The organism is Vibrio sp. 10N.286.48.F5 (genome assembly GCF_041469785.1).
Taxonomy (GTDB): Bacteria; Pseudomonadota; Gammaproteobacteria; order Enterobacterales; family Vibrionaceae; genus Vibrio; species Vibrio crassostreae_C.
On the sequence record NZ_JBFRLG010000004.1, the window covers coordinates 340,208 to 354,047 of the forward strand.

Annotated in this window: 13 protein-coding genes and 1 pseudogene; 7 read left to right on the forward strand and 7 right to left on the reverse strand. The window is 40.8% G+C overall.

Annotation, left to right across the window (positions count from 1 at the left end):
• Positions 1-4: 4 nt before the first annotated feature.
• Genes AB4185_RS04270 through AB4185_RS04290 form a run of 5 tightly spaced genes read right to left on the reverse strand, consistent with a single transcriptional unit; the run spans position 5 to position 4,262 of the window.
• Complete coding sequence (locus tag AB4185_RS04270; RefSeq protein WP_372134944.1) at positions 5-301, reverse strand: (2Fe-2S)-binding protein; 297 nt, start codon at positions 299-301, stop codon at positions 5-7.
• Complete coding sequence (locus AB4185_RS04275) at positions 285-1,382, reverse strand: FAD-binding oxidoreductase (protein ID WP_065584205.1); 1,098 nt, start codon at positions 1,380-1,382, stop codon at positions 285-287. Before AB4185_RS04275 ends, AB4185_RS04270 begins: the two co-directional genes overlap by 17 nt.
• 57 nt (positions 1,383-1,439) lie before the next feature.
• Entirely contained in the window at positions 1,440-2,465 is a 1,026-nt protein-coding gene (gene dctP / locus AB4185_RS04280) for a TRAP transporter substrate-binding protein DctP (protein WP_054541262.1), read from the reverse strand.
• 13 nt (positions 2,466-2,478) lie between these two features.
• On the reverse strand, positions 2,479-3,777 hold the full coding sequence (locus AB4185_RS04285) for a TRAP transporter large permease (protein WP_372134946.1): 1,299 nt from the start codon (positions 3,775-3,777) through the stop codon (positions 2,479-2,481).
• Positions 3,774-4,262, reverse strand: a complete 489-nt coding sequence (locus AB4185_RS04290) for a TRAP transporter small permease (RefSeq protein WP_017065560.1) — start codon at positions 4,260-4,262, stop codon at positions 3,774-3,776. The genes AB4185_RS04285 and AB4185_RS04290 overlap by 4 nt, the downstream gene beginning before the upstream one ends.
• A 112-nt stretch (positions 4,263-4,374) precedes the next feature.
• Between AB4185_RS04290 and AB4185_RS04295 the strand changes: the two genes are divergently transcribed.
• Positions 4,375-5,301 carry a LysR substrate-binding domain-containing protein gene (locus AB4185_RS04295; RefSeq protein ID WP_065584204.1) on the forward strand — a complete coding sequence of 309 codons (927 nt, stop codon included), beginning with the start codon at positions 4,375-4,377 and terminating at the stop codon, positions 5,299-5,301.
• Between the two features lie 372 nt (positions 5,302-5,673).
• On the opposite strand, the gene AB4185_RS04300 is transcribed toward AB4185_RS04295, so the two are convergent.
• Positions 5,674-5,847 (reverse strand): hypothetical protein, encoded by a 174-nt coding sequence (locus AB4185_RS04300; RefSeq protein WP_165887192.1) that lies wholly within the window; start codon positions 5,845-5,847, stop codon positions 5,674-5,676.
• Positions 5,848-7,206: 1,359 nt separating this feature from the next.
• On the opposite strand from AB4185_RS04300, the gene AB4185_RS04305 reads away from it, so the two are divergent.
• The 6 genes and pseudogenes from AB4185_RS04305 to AB4185_RS04330 all read left to right on the forward strand — a co-directional run bounded on the left by AB4185_RS04305 (position 7,207) and on the right by AB4185_RS04330 (position 12,842).
• Entirely contained in the window at positions 7,207-7,395 is a 189-nt protein-coding gene (locus AB4185_RS04305) for an AlpA family transcriptional regulator (RefSeq protein ID WP_065584203.1), read from the forward strand.
• A 208-nt stretch (positions 7,396-7,603) separates the two neighbouring features.
• On the forward strand, positions 7,604-7,810 hold the full coding sequence (locus tag AB4185_RS04310; protein WP_122046649.1) for a hypothetical protein: 207 nt from the start codon (positions 7,604-7,606) through the stop codon (positions 7,808-7,810).
• Between the two features lie 312 nt (positions 7,811-8,122).
• Positions 8,123-8,317 (forward strand): annotated as a pseudogene (locus AB4185_RS04315) (hypothetical protein); the annotation flags it as partial.
• Between the two features lie 114 nt (positions 8,318-8,431).
• Entirely contained in the window at positions 8,432-11,320 is a 2,889-nt protein-coding gene (locus AB4185_RS04320; protein WP_372134948.1) for a UvrD-helicase domain-containing protein, read from the forward strand.
• A 13-nt stretch (positions 11,321-11,333) separates the two neighbouring features.
• Positions 11,334-12,188 (forward strand): HNH endonuclease, encoded by an 855-nt coding sequence (locus tag AB4185_RS04325; RefSeq protein WP_372134950.1) that lies wholly within the window; start codon positions 11,334-11,336, stop codon positions 12,186-12,188.
• Between the two features lie 42 nt (positions 12,189-12,230).
• The gene (locus AB4185_RS04330; protein ID WP_372134952.1) at positions 12,231-12,842 is read left to right on the forward strand and encodes a hypothetical protein; all 612 of its coding nucleotides are present in this window, start codon (positions 12,231-12,233) and stop codon (positions 12,840-12,842) included.
• A 106-nt stretch (positions 12,843-12,948) separates the two neighbouring features.
• Here the strand turns inward: AB4185_RS04330 and AB4185_RS04335 are convergent, their stop codons facing one another.
• Positions 12,949-13,809 carry a helix-turn-helix transcriptional regulator gene (locus AB4185_RS04335; RefSeq protein WP_372134954.1) on the reverse strand — a complete coding sequence of 287 codons (861 nt, stop codon included), beginning with the start codon at positions 13,807-13,809 and terminating at the stop codon, positions 12,949-12,951.
• Between the last annotated feature and the right edge of the window lie 31 nt (positions 13,810-13,840).

Consider the following 13,840-nt stretch of genomic DNA (forward strand, 5'->3'; position numbering starts at 1 on the left):
CCTATTACATTGTTTGTCGGCGAATTTTCATGCCGTCTTTAATCAAATTCATGCAAGCTTGAACGTTAGGTTCTCCATCGACTTCAACGCGGCACTCAAAGCAACTACCCATCATACAAAACGGTGCTCTTGGTGAGCCGGATTGAGGCGTTGTACGAGTATGATCTACCGTTGCTGCTAGCAATGCTGCAGCTATGGTATCTCCGTCATTCGCCATGTAATATTGACCTTCCCATTCAAACTGAATTGATGCTTTCTCTTTATCCGAGGCAAGTCGTTGGAATCTAGAATCTGTCTTCACTGAATACCTCCAAATCTGGTGCGTTAGTAGATTGCTCAAGCCAATGCGGTAACAAATAACTATGGACTGCGGCTAGTGTAATACCGCTGTGGCAACTCACTAGGTAAGCTCCTGGATGTGTTTTTGATTGTTGATATATTGGTAGGCCATCAGGTGAAACGATCCGAGTCGCACCCCAACTTCGAATTAGCCTGGTGTGCTCTAAAAATGGATAAACAGCAATCGCTCGCTCAGCTATAGCAGCTGTAGTTTCGATGGTGTCATTGTTGTCAAATCCAGCATTTTCCTTAGAGTCTCCTATCTGGATACCACCTTCATCTACCTGGCGAATAATACCGGAGGGGCGCTTCATCTTTTTGGGGAGCTTTTCAGTGATTAAAACTTGTCCTTTTTGAGGAGAGACTAATGCTTTGAAGTTGAGTTTTGGGCCTAATTGAGCTGCTCCTAAACCTGCAGACAAAACAACTTTGTCGCTAGAATAAATCCTCCCATCTTCTAATGTGACTTGAAACGTTCCCGACTTATCTTGGTTAATATCAGACACATTAGTTCCAGTAATTAAATTAGCACCGAGCTTTCGGATCGCTGCAGTATACGCATTGAGTAACTTCAATGGATTGACATGACCATCTTCTGCTCCGTAAATTGCACCGACGACGTCAGGGCCAATTTCGGGCTCCTCCTGTATTAGGCGTTTGCGATCCCAAATTTCATATGGATGGTCGCTATTCAATTGCTTACGTAGGTGCTCATACTGCTTAGCTTTAGCCATTAATTCTTCTTCACAGAAGTGGAAATCGTATCCCCCTTCTTGCACTAGGTTAAGCCTATGTCCGGTAACGTTTTCTAATTCTTCTGCGAGCTCTTTCCATAACTTTACAGATCGGCGAGTCCATGCTGCATAGTGAGGTGCGTCGAGCCCTTTACTCGACAACCAAACCAAGCCAAAATTGCCACGAGATGCACGATGATCGAGGTCGCCGCCATCCAGTACTGTTACCTGATGACCCGCTTTAAGAAGGCCATAAGCTAGTGCGCAACCCACAATTCCGCCACCGACAACAATATATTCCGGTTTCATAACATTCTCTTATGCTTTCGTTGAGGGGGCAGGGGTGCCCCCTTTGGTTGGTGTTTCTTAATTAAGCGCTTTGTCTAAGATTGGCTGGCTCCAATCAGAACCGATATCGTCAATAATTTGAGGCCATACTGTAGCGCGTACTTTGTTAGCTGTTTTGCTCAACTGACTTGGAGTCATTTCTATGATTGTTGCACCAGCTTCTACCAGTTTTTGTTCATTGGCTTTCTGGTCTAGTTGTGCAGCGCCCCAACGACGGTTTTCAAATTGAGCTGCGGCTGTTTTGAGAGCTGCTCTCTCTGCTTCATCGAGATCTTCTAAGCGCTCAGAATTGATCATCAGGTACCAGATTTCGAAGTGGGTATTGAGAGGAATATAGGTTTTTGTTACATCACGGAATGAAGCGTAATAGCCTTCAGCTCCAGAACCAATAACACCATCAACTACACCAGTTTGTACTGCCGTAAAAGCTTCTGAAAAAGGTAGGGGTGAACCAATATAGCCGACGTTATCTGCTAATAACTGGAAACTCTTGATCGGTGGTACACGAAGCTTAATACCTTTGGTTATATCGGGATCACCAGCACCAACTGCATTACGGTTTAACGAAATTCCTCCAAAGTAAACAGGGTAGGCTGCGAGCAATGTTATATCTTGTTTAGCAAATAGCTCTTCCATTGCTTCGCGTACTGGTGCATTTGAACCGTAGATATTTTGAGCTTCTTGCCAATCGTTTGCTAAGAAAGGTAATAAACCAATTTGCATTCTACGGTCGGTAGATGTGGAGGCTGGTTGCAATGCCATATCAATTGCACCAATTGAAATTCGTTCCTGTACTAACGTGTAATCACCTAAAGCGTTAGCAGCATAGACTCTTAGTTTAAGGTCGCCATCTGTCGAGGCTTTTAGATCGTTGCTTAACTGCTTGATGTCATTATCAACTACGGTACCTTGTGGGCGTACATGACTGATTTTTAGCGTTGTAGCATGTGCAGGGAAAGTACTTAGGGCGGCGGCCATAAGTGATGCCAACATAGTGACATTTTTTATTGTTTTTAATGGTTTTAACTTACTTGTTTTTAACATTGTTAATTTCCTTTTAATAACCAAACATAGTAGGGAGGTACAGAGATAATTCTGACCAAAAAGACGTAAGAATTACGACAGGTAGATACCCAAATAAAATGAGTAGCATTGCCGGCCCAACAACTTCAGAGAATTTTACGTTACCAATGCGAGCACCAAGGTATAGGATTGACGCATATGGTGGGGTCACTCCGCCCATCGCGGTATTGACTCCCATGATTGCAGCAAATTGAATTGGGCTGATGCCAATTGCCGTCATTAGTGGCAAAAGCAAAGGCGCTATAAGAATGATTGCAGTCAAATCGTTCACGACCATACCAACGACAAACAACAACAGATTAATAAAAATTAGTAATAAAAATTTGTCAGCAGTAATATTGAAGATAGCTTCAACTAATTGTTGGGGGATTCCTTCTACAACAAACATTTGGCTAAGAATTAGACTGAATAAAATCATAAACATGATAGATCCAACCGCTGTTGCAGACTCTTTGCCGGATTCTAATAATGTCTTCCAACTCAATCCTTTATAGATCATAAAGCCGACTGGAACAGCATAGATAACAGCAACTGCCGCAGCTTCTGTTGGAGTCATAATGCCGCCATAAATACCACCAAGGATAATTACTGGCATCAATAAAGCAGGCACCGCGTTAAATGTTTGGCTAGAAGCTTTCTTAAACATCTCTGGTAAGCTCAGCTTGTCATCTAAAACAAGTGGGAACTTACGAGCCATAAACATATTGATTGCGGCAAAGTTGAACGTAACCAACAATCCAGGACCAAGTGTCGCGAGGAAACAAGCCAGAATTGATGTGTCAGTAACCCAACCATAAACAATCATTGTCACGCTTGGCGGAATGAGTAGACCTAATATTGACGAGTTAGCAATGAGTGCTGTCGCATAAGCTCGCGGGTAGCCTCGTTTTTCCATCTCGGGGATAAGAAGTGGCCCGATAGCCGCAATACCAGTTAATCCGCTTCCAGAAATGGCACCGATAATCGCGCAACTAACAGAAGCTACGATACCTAGACCACCGCGTATATGACCGACAAATACGTTCACAAAACCTAATAGACTAGCAGCGATTCCACTTCTACTCATTATGGTTCCTGCCAATACAAATAGGGGAATAGCCAACAAAACGGGGTTCATTAATTGCCCAGCGCCCCACATCATGTTGCCTTTCATCGACATGTCACCGGCAAAACTCATGACCATCAGTGCACCGCCGAAACAAAATGGAAGGGGAACGCCGAGAGTCAGTAGTATGACTAAAACTGAGACGGCTAATAGAGCGACTTCAATCATTGTTTCACCTTATTTACGAAAGACGATGGAGTTCTAAGTTGGTTAACCAGCTTTACGATATGTATGGCAATAAAAAGTGTGATCAGAAGAAGTCCGATGAATACGGAACATTCATGATAAAAAGTAGGTATATAGAGAGTGGGGCTTTCTTTCCATACGCGCCAAGCGTACTTGACATAATCCCATGCCCAGTAAGTAAGCCAGCTCGAAATAATAAAACTTATAATTTCGCCTACTAGTGCCAAAATTGTGTGCCCGCGTTCACTTTTGATGAAAATTTCTAAGACATTTGCTCGTATCTGAGAGTCTTCTCTTGAAGCATTAACTGCCCCAAGCATATATAGCCAGATTGTAGGAATGACCATTGATTCTTCGAGTCCCATAATTGGGACCTCAAAAATATATCGTGTCACGACCTGAACAAATTGCATTAGAGCTACTGATGCAATTAAGGCCGTGAGCAAGTATCGAAATTTTTGCTCCACTGTATGTTTCCTTATTGTTGTATTTGTAATTATTTGGTTATTTTATTGGTGACAATCAATAAAAACAAATTTAAAATTACTCTAAAGTCATAAATTTTACTTATAGGGTGTCATGAGCAATCTTTCGATAAAACAATTAGAAACGTTCCGTGCTGTAATGCGTTCGGGATCGGTGACTGTGGCTGCAAAAACTTTATGCCGAACTCAACCTGCAGTGAGCTCTATGATCGTAGGTCTTGAGAAGGAGCTAGGGTTGACACTTTTTGAACGACAAAAGGGGCGTTTAATCCCCAACCCTGAAGCATATTTTTTGCTAGAAGAAACTGATGCGATTTTAGAGCGTTTAACGCGTTCAACGCAGTTAATGGCAGAAGTGAAAAACCTCACTAGAGGGAAGTTACGTATTGCTTGTATGCCTGCTGCAGCATTATTTTTTATGCCGCACGTTATTGCCGAATATGTAAAGGACAGACCTGAAGTAGAAGTATCCATGATGATGCGAAGTTCTACTATTGTTCAAGACTGGATTGCATCTCAGCAGTACGATATAGGTTATTCAGAGCTGCCTAAGGACAGAGATTCATTTCATGTAGAACCTATACAGCTTGAGGGAGTGTGTGCATTACACAAGGATCACCCTTTAGCGAGTAAACCGCTCATTACTCCAAAAGACTTAGATAATGTTCCACTAGCAGCGCTGTTTACCCGTCATTCAGCAAGTGAACACACAAGACTGTTATTTGAAGAACATAACGTCACTTATCGACCTAGATTTGAGCTACAGAACTACATCTCTGGTTTTGAGTTTGTCGAACAACAGCTATGTGCTTGTATCTGTGACCCCATCAGTGCAGCTAGTTACAAACTATATAAAGGAAATCAAGGGAACGTTGTATTTCGCCCCTTTGCTCCAGCTATAGCTTATGATCACGCAATACTGACACCTGCTCACAAACCAATGTCAAAGCTTGCTGAGGTCTTTGCTTTAAATATCCGACAAGCAGTAGATGCATTTGTGTCTGATATCAATGATTTTTGACCCGTTTAATGTTCGCATATTTAAACGGTCACAATGAATAATGAAATATAGGTCCTAACGATTTTTTTAACATAGAAACACCCCAATAGTTAGTTTCTTTCTATCACAACTATACTTATACTTTATTTCCAAAAAATTTCTCCCAGAGAACAGTACAACCATTAGTCATTTTTGTGGTAAATATTTCCGAGTGATAATGTATGATTGAGTGAATGTCTATGATCCTCTTCGTATATGGAGTCGCCATTGGGTGAACTCCTTTTAGGTTTTGATAAGTAGAAATAGCCTTTCCTATATTTAGAGTAGAGGAATAAAGAATATATTATAATGACTGAAAACCACATGTTACCTCCTTAATTGGTGCGTTAAGTATCACTGATTTTTATTTTTAAATTTGAAAGCCCAGATGTAATGAATCATAATGGCCAATGGTACTAATATGTCAAGTGGTGTAAAACCACCAGAAAAAGCCCATCCTAGGAACAAAAGTACGATAGCTAATGTGAATAAAATAAGTTCTTTCAAACCGTCAAGTATGTCCTTCATGCCCTTTCCTTAATTAACCTAGCAATATAATCACAATAACATTAAAACTGTAGTTCCAAAATCCCCGCTTAGTTTTTAGATATATTAAAAACCTTTGAAAAACGGATAAAACAAACAGGGAACGATGCAAAACCGTGCTCTAAATGGTGGTTTCGATCTTTTTTTAAACATTGTAGCAGGACGGAAACGCTTTAAATTTAGTGGAGGAATACCTTTCGTTCTAGCGAATGCTAGGAACCAGTAGAATGTGCCACGTTCAGTTGTTTGGCCCTTTAGTCAGTTTCTAAACCGATCAAGATGGAGCAACAATCACGTAGTACAAAAAGTCATGCGATTTAGTACTAGTATCTATATAGTACAAAAAGACATGTCTTTTTGTTACTACATTCGTTAAGTAGTAGATTTAATGAAATTAACTTTACTGCTTTTTTGTAGGCAAAAATGACAATGCTTTTCTAACGGCTTTAGGTAGCACAGCACAAAGGTGGCACCTATGATGTGAGTGATGTTGCCCAAATTTCTGACTGCCTTTAAGTGAGAAAGTAAGTCACCTATACTGAGGTGGTTGAGTTGACGACATTCAATTGGATAGTTACTCAAGTAATGTATTGTTTTCCTTCAGCGCGATACCGCAACAAGGTAATCGCCAAAATTATTATTTAAATCATTCGAGAGCGATATATTTATCTCTTTGATATACGATCTGTGTTTAGTTCTATATGCCGACAATGTCTTAACTGAACATTTAATGGAATAGTTGAAGTCAATTATGTATTAATCATTTGTAAATACTTGTGTTGGTTTCATCGGTAACTTTTTACCAAGAATAATACTAGGTCGACTTACTAGCCACAATTAATTTCGTTGTTTAATAAAAATTGTTAATTTATTTAGTAAATAATTAAATTTTTATTAGGGCTTTGACAAAGGAAATATAAAACTTCATTTAACACTTCGGTTCGTGGTTCGTCGAACCTACGCTTCATTTAATAACGTTCTCCTCGGTTTAAATTTAGATTTATTTTGTGATCTACGTCTCATCTATGACTAATTATTGCATTGGTAAATGCCGTAACTCTATCTCATTTTTCCGTAATCAGTTTTAAATTTCTTTTAAAACAATTGGTTATATCGTGATTTTAGTATTCCTGATATGTGTATCACGCATTTAGGAAATTTTGCACATAGTTTTATGCTGGTTTTATTTGGAAGTTAAAAGGAAACCATCACGATGCTAAATGTACAGATTAAACGCCAGTTAGTTTTTTCCTTAAGTCAGTTGTGCGAAGAATACCGGCAGTTAAATACTGTAAACAGTACTTAATTATTGGAAAGCACTACGGTGTACAGGTGATTGATATGGAAGATTTAAGAGTATTGCGCTTAGAAGAAGTTAAGCAAATTGTCGGAGTTAGCAGAAGTACAATTTACAGTTGGATGAAAGACGGGCATTTCCCTGAAAGTGTTTCACTAGGGCCAAGAAGTGTAGGGTGGTTAAGCTCTGATATATCTGAGTGGATTCAGCATCGTGTTGGTTGTAACAAGTAAAATGGAGAGCTTCTTCGCACTTGTGACCGACGTGCGAAGAAGCTAATTCTAGAGCAGTTAACATTTACAGTTATGGAAAGCCATTTCTCCTTTACGCATACCTTCGTATGCAACTACTTTGATCGTTTGAGTGGTGCTACATGCTGATTTTGGAAATAAATAAGACATGCTAGTTTGGGTGTTCTATTAACTGAGTTAAAGGTTCACTATGCAGGAATTATTCTGGAAAGTTGTTTTTTCGCTAATGTCGTTCGGTAGCATAGCTGCAATTATAGCTCCGAATGTGCCAAAGCCTTTTTACTGGCTTGGATGGCTCTATATTTTTCTTATGCTAGGTGTTGGTGTTGTTACTATCTATGCAGAGAAAATTATGGCTTGGTGTAATAAAAAGCTGGATATTAATAAAGATGAGTAAACGAGACGGACAGATGGTTAAGCTCTGATATATCTGATTGGATTCAAAGTCGAACTGAGGTCAGGAACTAGATACTGTCTCATTTGGCGTTTGCTTACCCCCTTAGGTTTGATTAGATTATGCGGTGTTACGCTCAAAGGCAGAACCCTGGTTTGATACCGTAATGACGCACAGCAACCCAAGTCACAATTATTAAGACTTAATCATCATATCCAACCGACTCATGTATCAACGAATGAGATTGATATATGGGTCAGTTTACGTCTGAAAATACCTCCTGTTACAACGAAAACACTGTTGTAGATAAAGCGTTTCATCTCCTTTGATGATTATGGAAAAGTAATGATTTCAAGCTACTTGGAATCACCTGATGTGATCGGTTTGAAGGAAGATATGGCATTTAACATCATGCCGGCCCACAGACCATACCTTCGTTATCATCGAGGCGAGTTATTTAAAGGACGCGAATTGAATACTTGCTCAATACCTTCAGAGGGCTCTGGGTAAAAGTCAGAGCTCTATTCCTGCCAATACCGATGTAGATCACTATAGTTCATACTTTGTCATGTAAACTACAGTTGCATATAACGTTATCATCCCAACTTTGCGATTGTATTTTTAATGACGAAACTTCTCCTCAAAACCAATTTTTTGGCACACCTTCTTGGCAAGCGACAACAGGTAAACGTTAACGAAGACGGTATTACCATCTTCAAAGACAATATAAAAACGTTGTACAAGTGGGATACTATAGTTGCTCCTCCAGTAGCCAAATTAGGCTTTTCAGGTGGCGTTTTGTCGTTTGAAACATATGACGCCGGTTTGTCCGTTCCGATGTTGAGCTACCTATTCGCACATCGACACAAACACACTTTCTTCCCTTTTTGGGCCAACAGTAACGCTCAGAAACTGATTCCCTTTTTGGACCAAGTGGAAAATGCCTCTACCGCAAGTTTTATTAGAACATCTGAAACTCAAAGCTTTCAAACAATCGCAAATAAAGAAGCGAAAAGGTGGAAGGGGTGGCGCTCAGCTTTAGGGTTAAGCGAACTAGCCCAAAAGGTCGCTCAGACACTCGATGTAATTTGTGCCTGGAAGCCGTCAGATATTGAGAATATGCGAGATGCCTACGTCCAAAAGCAGTTAACAGAATACGGAGTGTTTTTCGACAACGTTGAATCTAACCCGTTAACAGAGAAGCAGAGAATCGCTTGTATTACAGATAACGACAACAATCTACTTTTAGCCGGAGCGGGTACCGGTAAAACGAGTGTTATGGTTGGTAGAACTGGGTATCTGATTAATAGTGAACAAGCGACTGCAAATGATATCTTGCTGTTGGCTTACGGCCGTATTGCAGCTAAGGAAATGGACGAGCGCATCAAAGATAAACTGGGTTTTGATGACGTGAGAGCCAGCACCTTCCATAGCTTGGGTATGAAAATTATCGCTGAAGTTGAAGGTTCAAAACTAAACCTATCCCCATTTGAAGACGACATTAAAGCTAAATCAAAATGGATGAACGATAACCTAGAGCAACTCATGCTTGATGATGGCTACCGTGGGTCTTTACTTGAGTACTTCAGCTCGTATTACTTTGTTGATAAGAACCCTTTTGAGTTTCAAAGTGAAGGTGAGTATCTACAGTACTTAACTGACAATGACATCCGTTCGTTGAAAGGGGACCAGGTAAAGAGTTACGGTGAGGTTGTCATTGCCAACTGGTTATTTAGAAACGGAATTAATTATGAGTATGAGGCGAGCTATCGATTTGACGTAAGTACAGAGCAATATCGTCAATATCACCCAGACTTTTATTTACCAGACCACGACATCTACATTGAATACTACGGTACTGATGAGCACGGTAATACAGCCCCGTGGATTGATAAAGTTCGCTATCAAGAGTCGATTGAATGGAAACGCCAAACGCACAAGCAATACCAGACTGGTTATGTTGAGGTGTTCTACCACCAGCATAAAGTTGGAAAGCTTCTTCAGGTGCTTGAAAATAAATTGTTGGAGCGTGAAGTCGAATTTAACCCCATCCCTCCGCAGGATTTACTTAATAACCTTCGCCAGTTAGGCCAAGTAACAGAATTGGCTAAATTATTTAGTGCTTTGGTGGATATGTACAAAGCGGCTTGCCTTGATGATATTGCGATAGAGAACGTCATTAGAAACTCAATCGATCCTAAGCAAACAGAGAAAGCATTAGAGTTGTTGTATCCACTATACAATCGGTATGAGCTGTTTCTGCGCGAAAAGCAGTGGATAGACTTCAATGACATGATCAGTAAAGCATTGATGTATGTCCAAACCGGACAGTTTGTTTCATCCTGGAAATACATCTTAGTAGATGAGTTTCAAGACATCTCAGAGCCCAGAGCTAGGCTAGTCAAAGCGTTGCGTGATTCACTGCCTGGTACGTCACTATTTTGCGTTGGGGATGATTGGCAGGCTATCTATCGCTTTAGTGGCGCGGACGTAAAGCTGACTACTAATTTTGTTGAGTATTTCGGTGCGACTTCGGAAACAAAATTGGATTTAACGTTTCGTTTTAACAGTGCGATTGGAGATGTGGCAACGCAATTTGTCACCAGAAACCCAGTACAAATCAAAAAAGACATTCAGTCCCTGGTTAAGGTTAACAATCCTGCTGTATCGATACTCAGACAAGGCAGAAATGAACAAGGTGTATCGCCCCTAGAAAAAGCGCTAAATGCTGTTTTGACTTGCGTTCATACCTCAGGTAAACCAGCGCAGAATAAGGTGTATCTCCTAGCCAGGTTTTGGCATCAAATGCCTGATTATACTCAGCTTCAAGAAATTAATAGACAATACCCATCACTACAAATTACCTGTCAGTCATTCCATGCCTCTAAGGGTAAAGAAGCTGACTATGTAATCATTACGGGATTAACAACGGGTAAGCACGGCTTTCCGTCACAAAAAGTAACCCCTCCGCTGGTGGACGCGCTATTACCTAAAGGTGATGATTACGAGTTTGCTGAAGAGAGACGTCTTTTTTATGTTGCTTTAACCAGAGCAAAACATAGAGCGTACCTATTAGCTGATATGACGGATGTCAGTGATTTTGTTGTCGAACTCATCAAGAACAAATACTTCGTAGATACCGATGAATTTGATGCATCGTTTGTACAGAAATTGTTTGAACAGATTTCTTGTAGCAGCTGTAAAACAGGAATATTGAAAGAGCGCGTTAGTCGCTACGGTAAGTTCTTGTTTTGTTCTTTCTATCCTCGCTGCAAACACAAGGAAACCCCATGTAGCCAGTGTGGCAGCCCAATGAGCAGTACAACTAAGCCTGGCTTTCAGGAATGTATCAACGAAGAATGTGGCGACATTCGACCGCTCTGCAAGCTTTGTGGGAGTGAGATGAAGCTAAGAAATGGTAAGTACGGTCAGTTCTGGAGTTGTTCGACATATAGAAAAAATGCAGATAAAAATTGTGGTTATACACTTAACTGTACCGTTAATGAACTTTGATTGGGGCTAGCACATGAAAGTTGGCAAACTTGTACAGTTACTTCTACCTAAAGTTATCGAGTACTGTGAGCAAAATGATCACACGGAGTTCGAAAGACTTTGCGACGCTGATTATTCGAAGCAAACATTTAATATCAACTTTTCATTCTTTGTTGGTAAGAATGACCTTTCTCCCGAGAGATCAAAACGATACTGGACAAATATCTATTTGGTGCGAGGTAAAACAGTACGCGCTTGCAGTCAGTGGTTTGAAAGAGATGCGGTATGCTTTATTGATTACCTTAAACGGATTGGTATTGATTATGACGAATCACAGCTTGAGGGTTTGTTATTAGACGCGAAGGTAACGTCTAAACAAAGAACCTCTGTTCGAAGTCGTAAAGCAAACAGCCGATACCGTGGAAATGCGATAGGCAATGCTCAGAACTTACTGGTAAGAAACGTCCTTAGCAACTTGGGCTCAGAGCAGTTTTCAGAAGAAGATTGGTTAGAAACTAAAGCCTACTTTAATCATAAATGTGCTTATTGTGGTGAGGCGAAGGAATTAGTCATTGAGCATGCCATCCCGATCAATAAGGTCTATTTAGGGGAGCATAAACTTGGCAATCTGGTTCCAAGTTGCAAAGAGTGTAACAGTGCTAAAGCGAGTAAAGATTTTCGAGAGTTTCTTGACGGGAGTGACGATAAAATTGCAGTTATTGAGTCTTATATGGACAAACGGAACTATGTACCACTAGAGAACAATGAACAAGTTCAGATGATCCTTAAAATGGCGTATAGGGAAGTCGGGACCGTAGCTGAACGTTATATTACGATTATCAATGAGCTGTTTGTACATGAAGACGATAACGATCAGCAGCATCTATAATAAATAGCGATTCAAACTAATTACGACTCGAGGAGTTCGATTATGCCATTACAAAATAGAGTAAGCCCAAGTGGTGAACTACTGGCTGATAATGCTCGAGGTTCGTGGCTGGGCAATAGAGGGATTCTTCATAATGAAAAGAAAGAAATTATACGCCCTTGGAAGCACAAAAATTGGGTGCTTTGTGAGTTAAATTTCAAAGAGCGTAAGCGTGAGGTTTTTAGCCCAAATAGTTACTCTGAACTGTTTTTTCTTGATGAGGCTACCGCATTGTCGGCAGGACATAGACCTTGCGCTTCGTGCAGAAGGCAAAGGTTTGATGAGTTTAAACAAGCATGGGGTGCGGCTCAGCTAAGCGAATTGAAAGTCGACGAAATAGATAAAATTCTTCATCAAGATAGAGCGATAAGGGGTGGTAAAAAAGTCACCTATAACGAGAGGCTTGAGAACTTACCCAATGGGGTGTTTGTAGAGCTAGAAGGTAAGCCTTGGCTCATATGGAGGAATGAACTACATGAGTGGCATCCAGATGGATATAGAGATCGAGCAGATATATACGGTGATTTGAATGTTACGGTTCTAACGCCAAAATGTCTGGTTGAAATCGTCAACGCAGGATTTATCCCGCAGGTTGACAAATCCGTGATGGCTTAGCTTACTTCAGTGGTACGTGATGATGATTAACGGGAGGCTTTGACTGCCCACACAGCAAGTTCTCTTTATGAGCGGATAAGCAGTCTCTCGCCAAGATATACTGTGATTAGAATACTAGGTACGGTCTCAGCTCCTCAAGGTTCCCTAAGATGATCTGTTGTCCTTTGGGGTTCGAATTCAGCACATTAATATCGATGTTATAAGCATCCAGAACATAGCGAACCAATGCTGCGTTCGTCGATATTGCCAGGATGCCTTTTTCCATACCGTAGTCGTGTGCAATTACTTTAGCCTGGGCTTCGGTCAATCTTGAGTCGGGGATTAAGTTAATAGAGAGATGAGTATTCCAAAGTTCATCTTGTTCTTTCCCTTTTATTTTTTTTGTCTCAAGAGCTGGAACACCTCGAATTCGGCTCAGCACGAAATCTCGATAGTCTTCTGAGTGCTCGCAATAAGCACGAACATGCCAGCGTAATGGTGTGCAAACGAGTGTATGTGGAGAGATGATCCGCTCTACTTCCTCACCATTTTTCAACGATGTGTAGCTTAAATCGACACGTTTTTTCTCTCTGATTGCTTGGACTAATGGTCGTAAAACTTCGGGAGTAATGTTGCGTGTCACAGGGCGAACCATCGTCGTATTTTCAAAGCCCATATCAAGCTCATTGAAAGTCACAGTCATATCTTCACTTCGAGATAGGATGTGTAAGTATTCATCAGCATGACCGCTTGTTAGGCGTTGAGCAAAGCAATCACTGGGCTTGTATCCTTTCAACTGCTTATCGTAGACAAGGTTGCCTGGCGCTACATCGGTTAGGTAGGTGTTGATGTCTTTAGATGCTTGCTGCCTGCCAATACCAAAGCTCTTAATCAGGTGATTGGTTGTTAATCGTCCCTCCCACAGCGCGATGACTTCTATCATTCTGTAGCGGAATAGTAGATCCCACCGAATTGGCCATTTGCTCATTATCAAATTCCTGTCTAGTTATGCGACGTGT

Bases quoted from the DNA above. Each gene is read 5' to 3' on its own strand.
- AB4185_RS04275 (WP_065584205.1), bottom strand. From the start codon at position 1,382: ATGAAACCGGAATATATTGTTGTCGGTGGCGGAATTGTGGGTTGCGCA.
- dctP (WP_054541262.1), bottom strand. From the start codon at position 2,465: ATGTTAAAAACAAGTAAGTTAAAACCATTAAAAACAATAAAAAATGTC.
- AB4185_RS04285 (WP_372134946.1), bottom strand. From the start codon at position 3,777: ATGATTGAAGTCGCTCTATTAGCCGTCTCAGTTTTAGTCATACTACTG.
- AB4185_RS04295 (WP_065584204.1), top strand. From the start codon at position 4,375: ATGAGCAATCTTTCGATAAAACAATTAGAAACGTTCCGTGCTGTAATG.
- AB4185_RS04300 (WP_165887192.1), bottom strand. From the start codon at position 5,847: ATGAAGGACATACTTGACGGTTTGAAAGAACTTATTTTATTCACATTA.
- AB4185_RS04305 (WP_065584203.1), top strand. From the start codon at position 7,207: ATGGAAGATTTAAGAGTATTGCGCTTAGAAGAAGTTAAGCAAATTGTC.
- AB4185_RS04310 (WP_122046649.1), top strand. From the start codon at position 7,604: ATGCAGGAATTATTCTGGAAAGTTGTTTTTTCGCTAATGTCGTTCGGT.
- AB4185_RS04320 (WP_372134948.1), top strand. From the start codon at position 8,432: ATGACGAAACTTCTCCTCAAAACCAATTTTTTGGCACACCTTCTTGGC.
- AB4185_RS04325 (WP_372134950.1), top strand. From the start codon at position 11,334: ATGAAAGTTGGCAAACTTGTACAGTTACTTCTACCTAAAGTTATCGAG.
- AB4185_RS04330 (WP_372134952.1), top strand. From the start codon at position 12,231: ATGCCATTACAAAATAGAGTAAGCCCAAGTGGTGAACTACTGGCTGAT.
- AB4185_RS04335 (WP_372134954.1), bottom strand. From the start codon at position 13,809: ATGAGCAAATGGCCAATTCGGTGGGATCTACTATTCCGCTACAGAATG.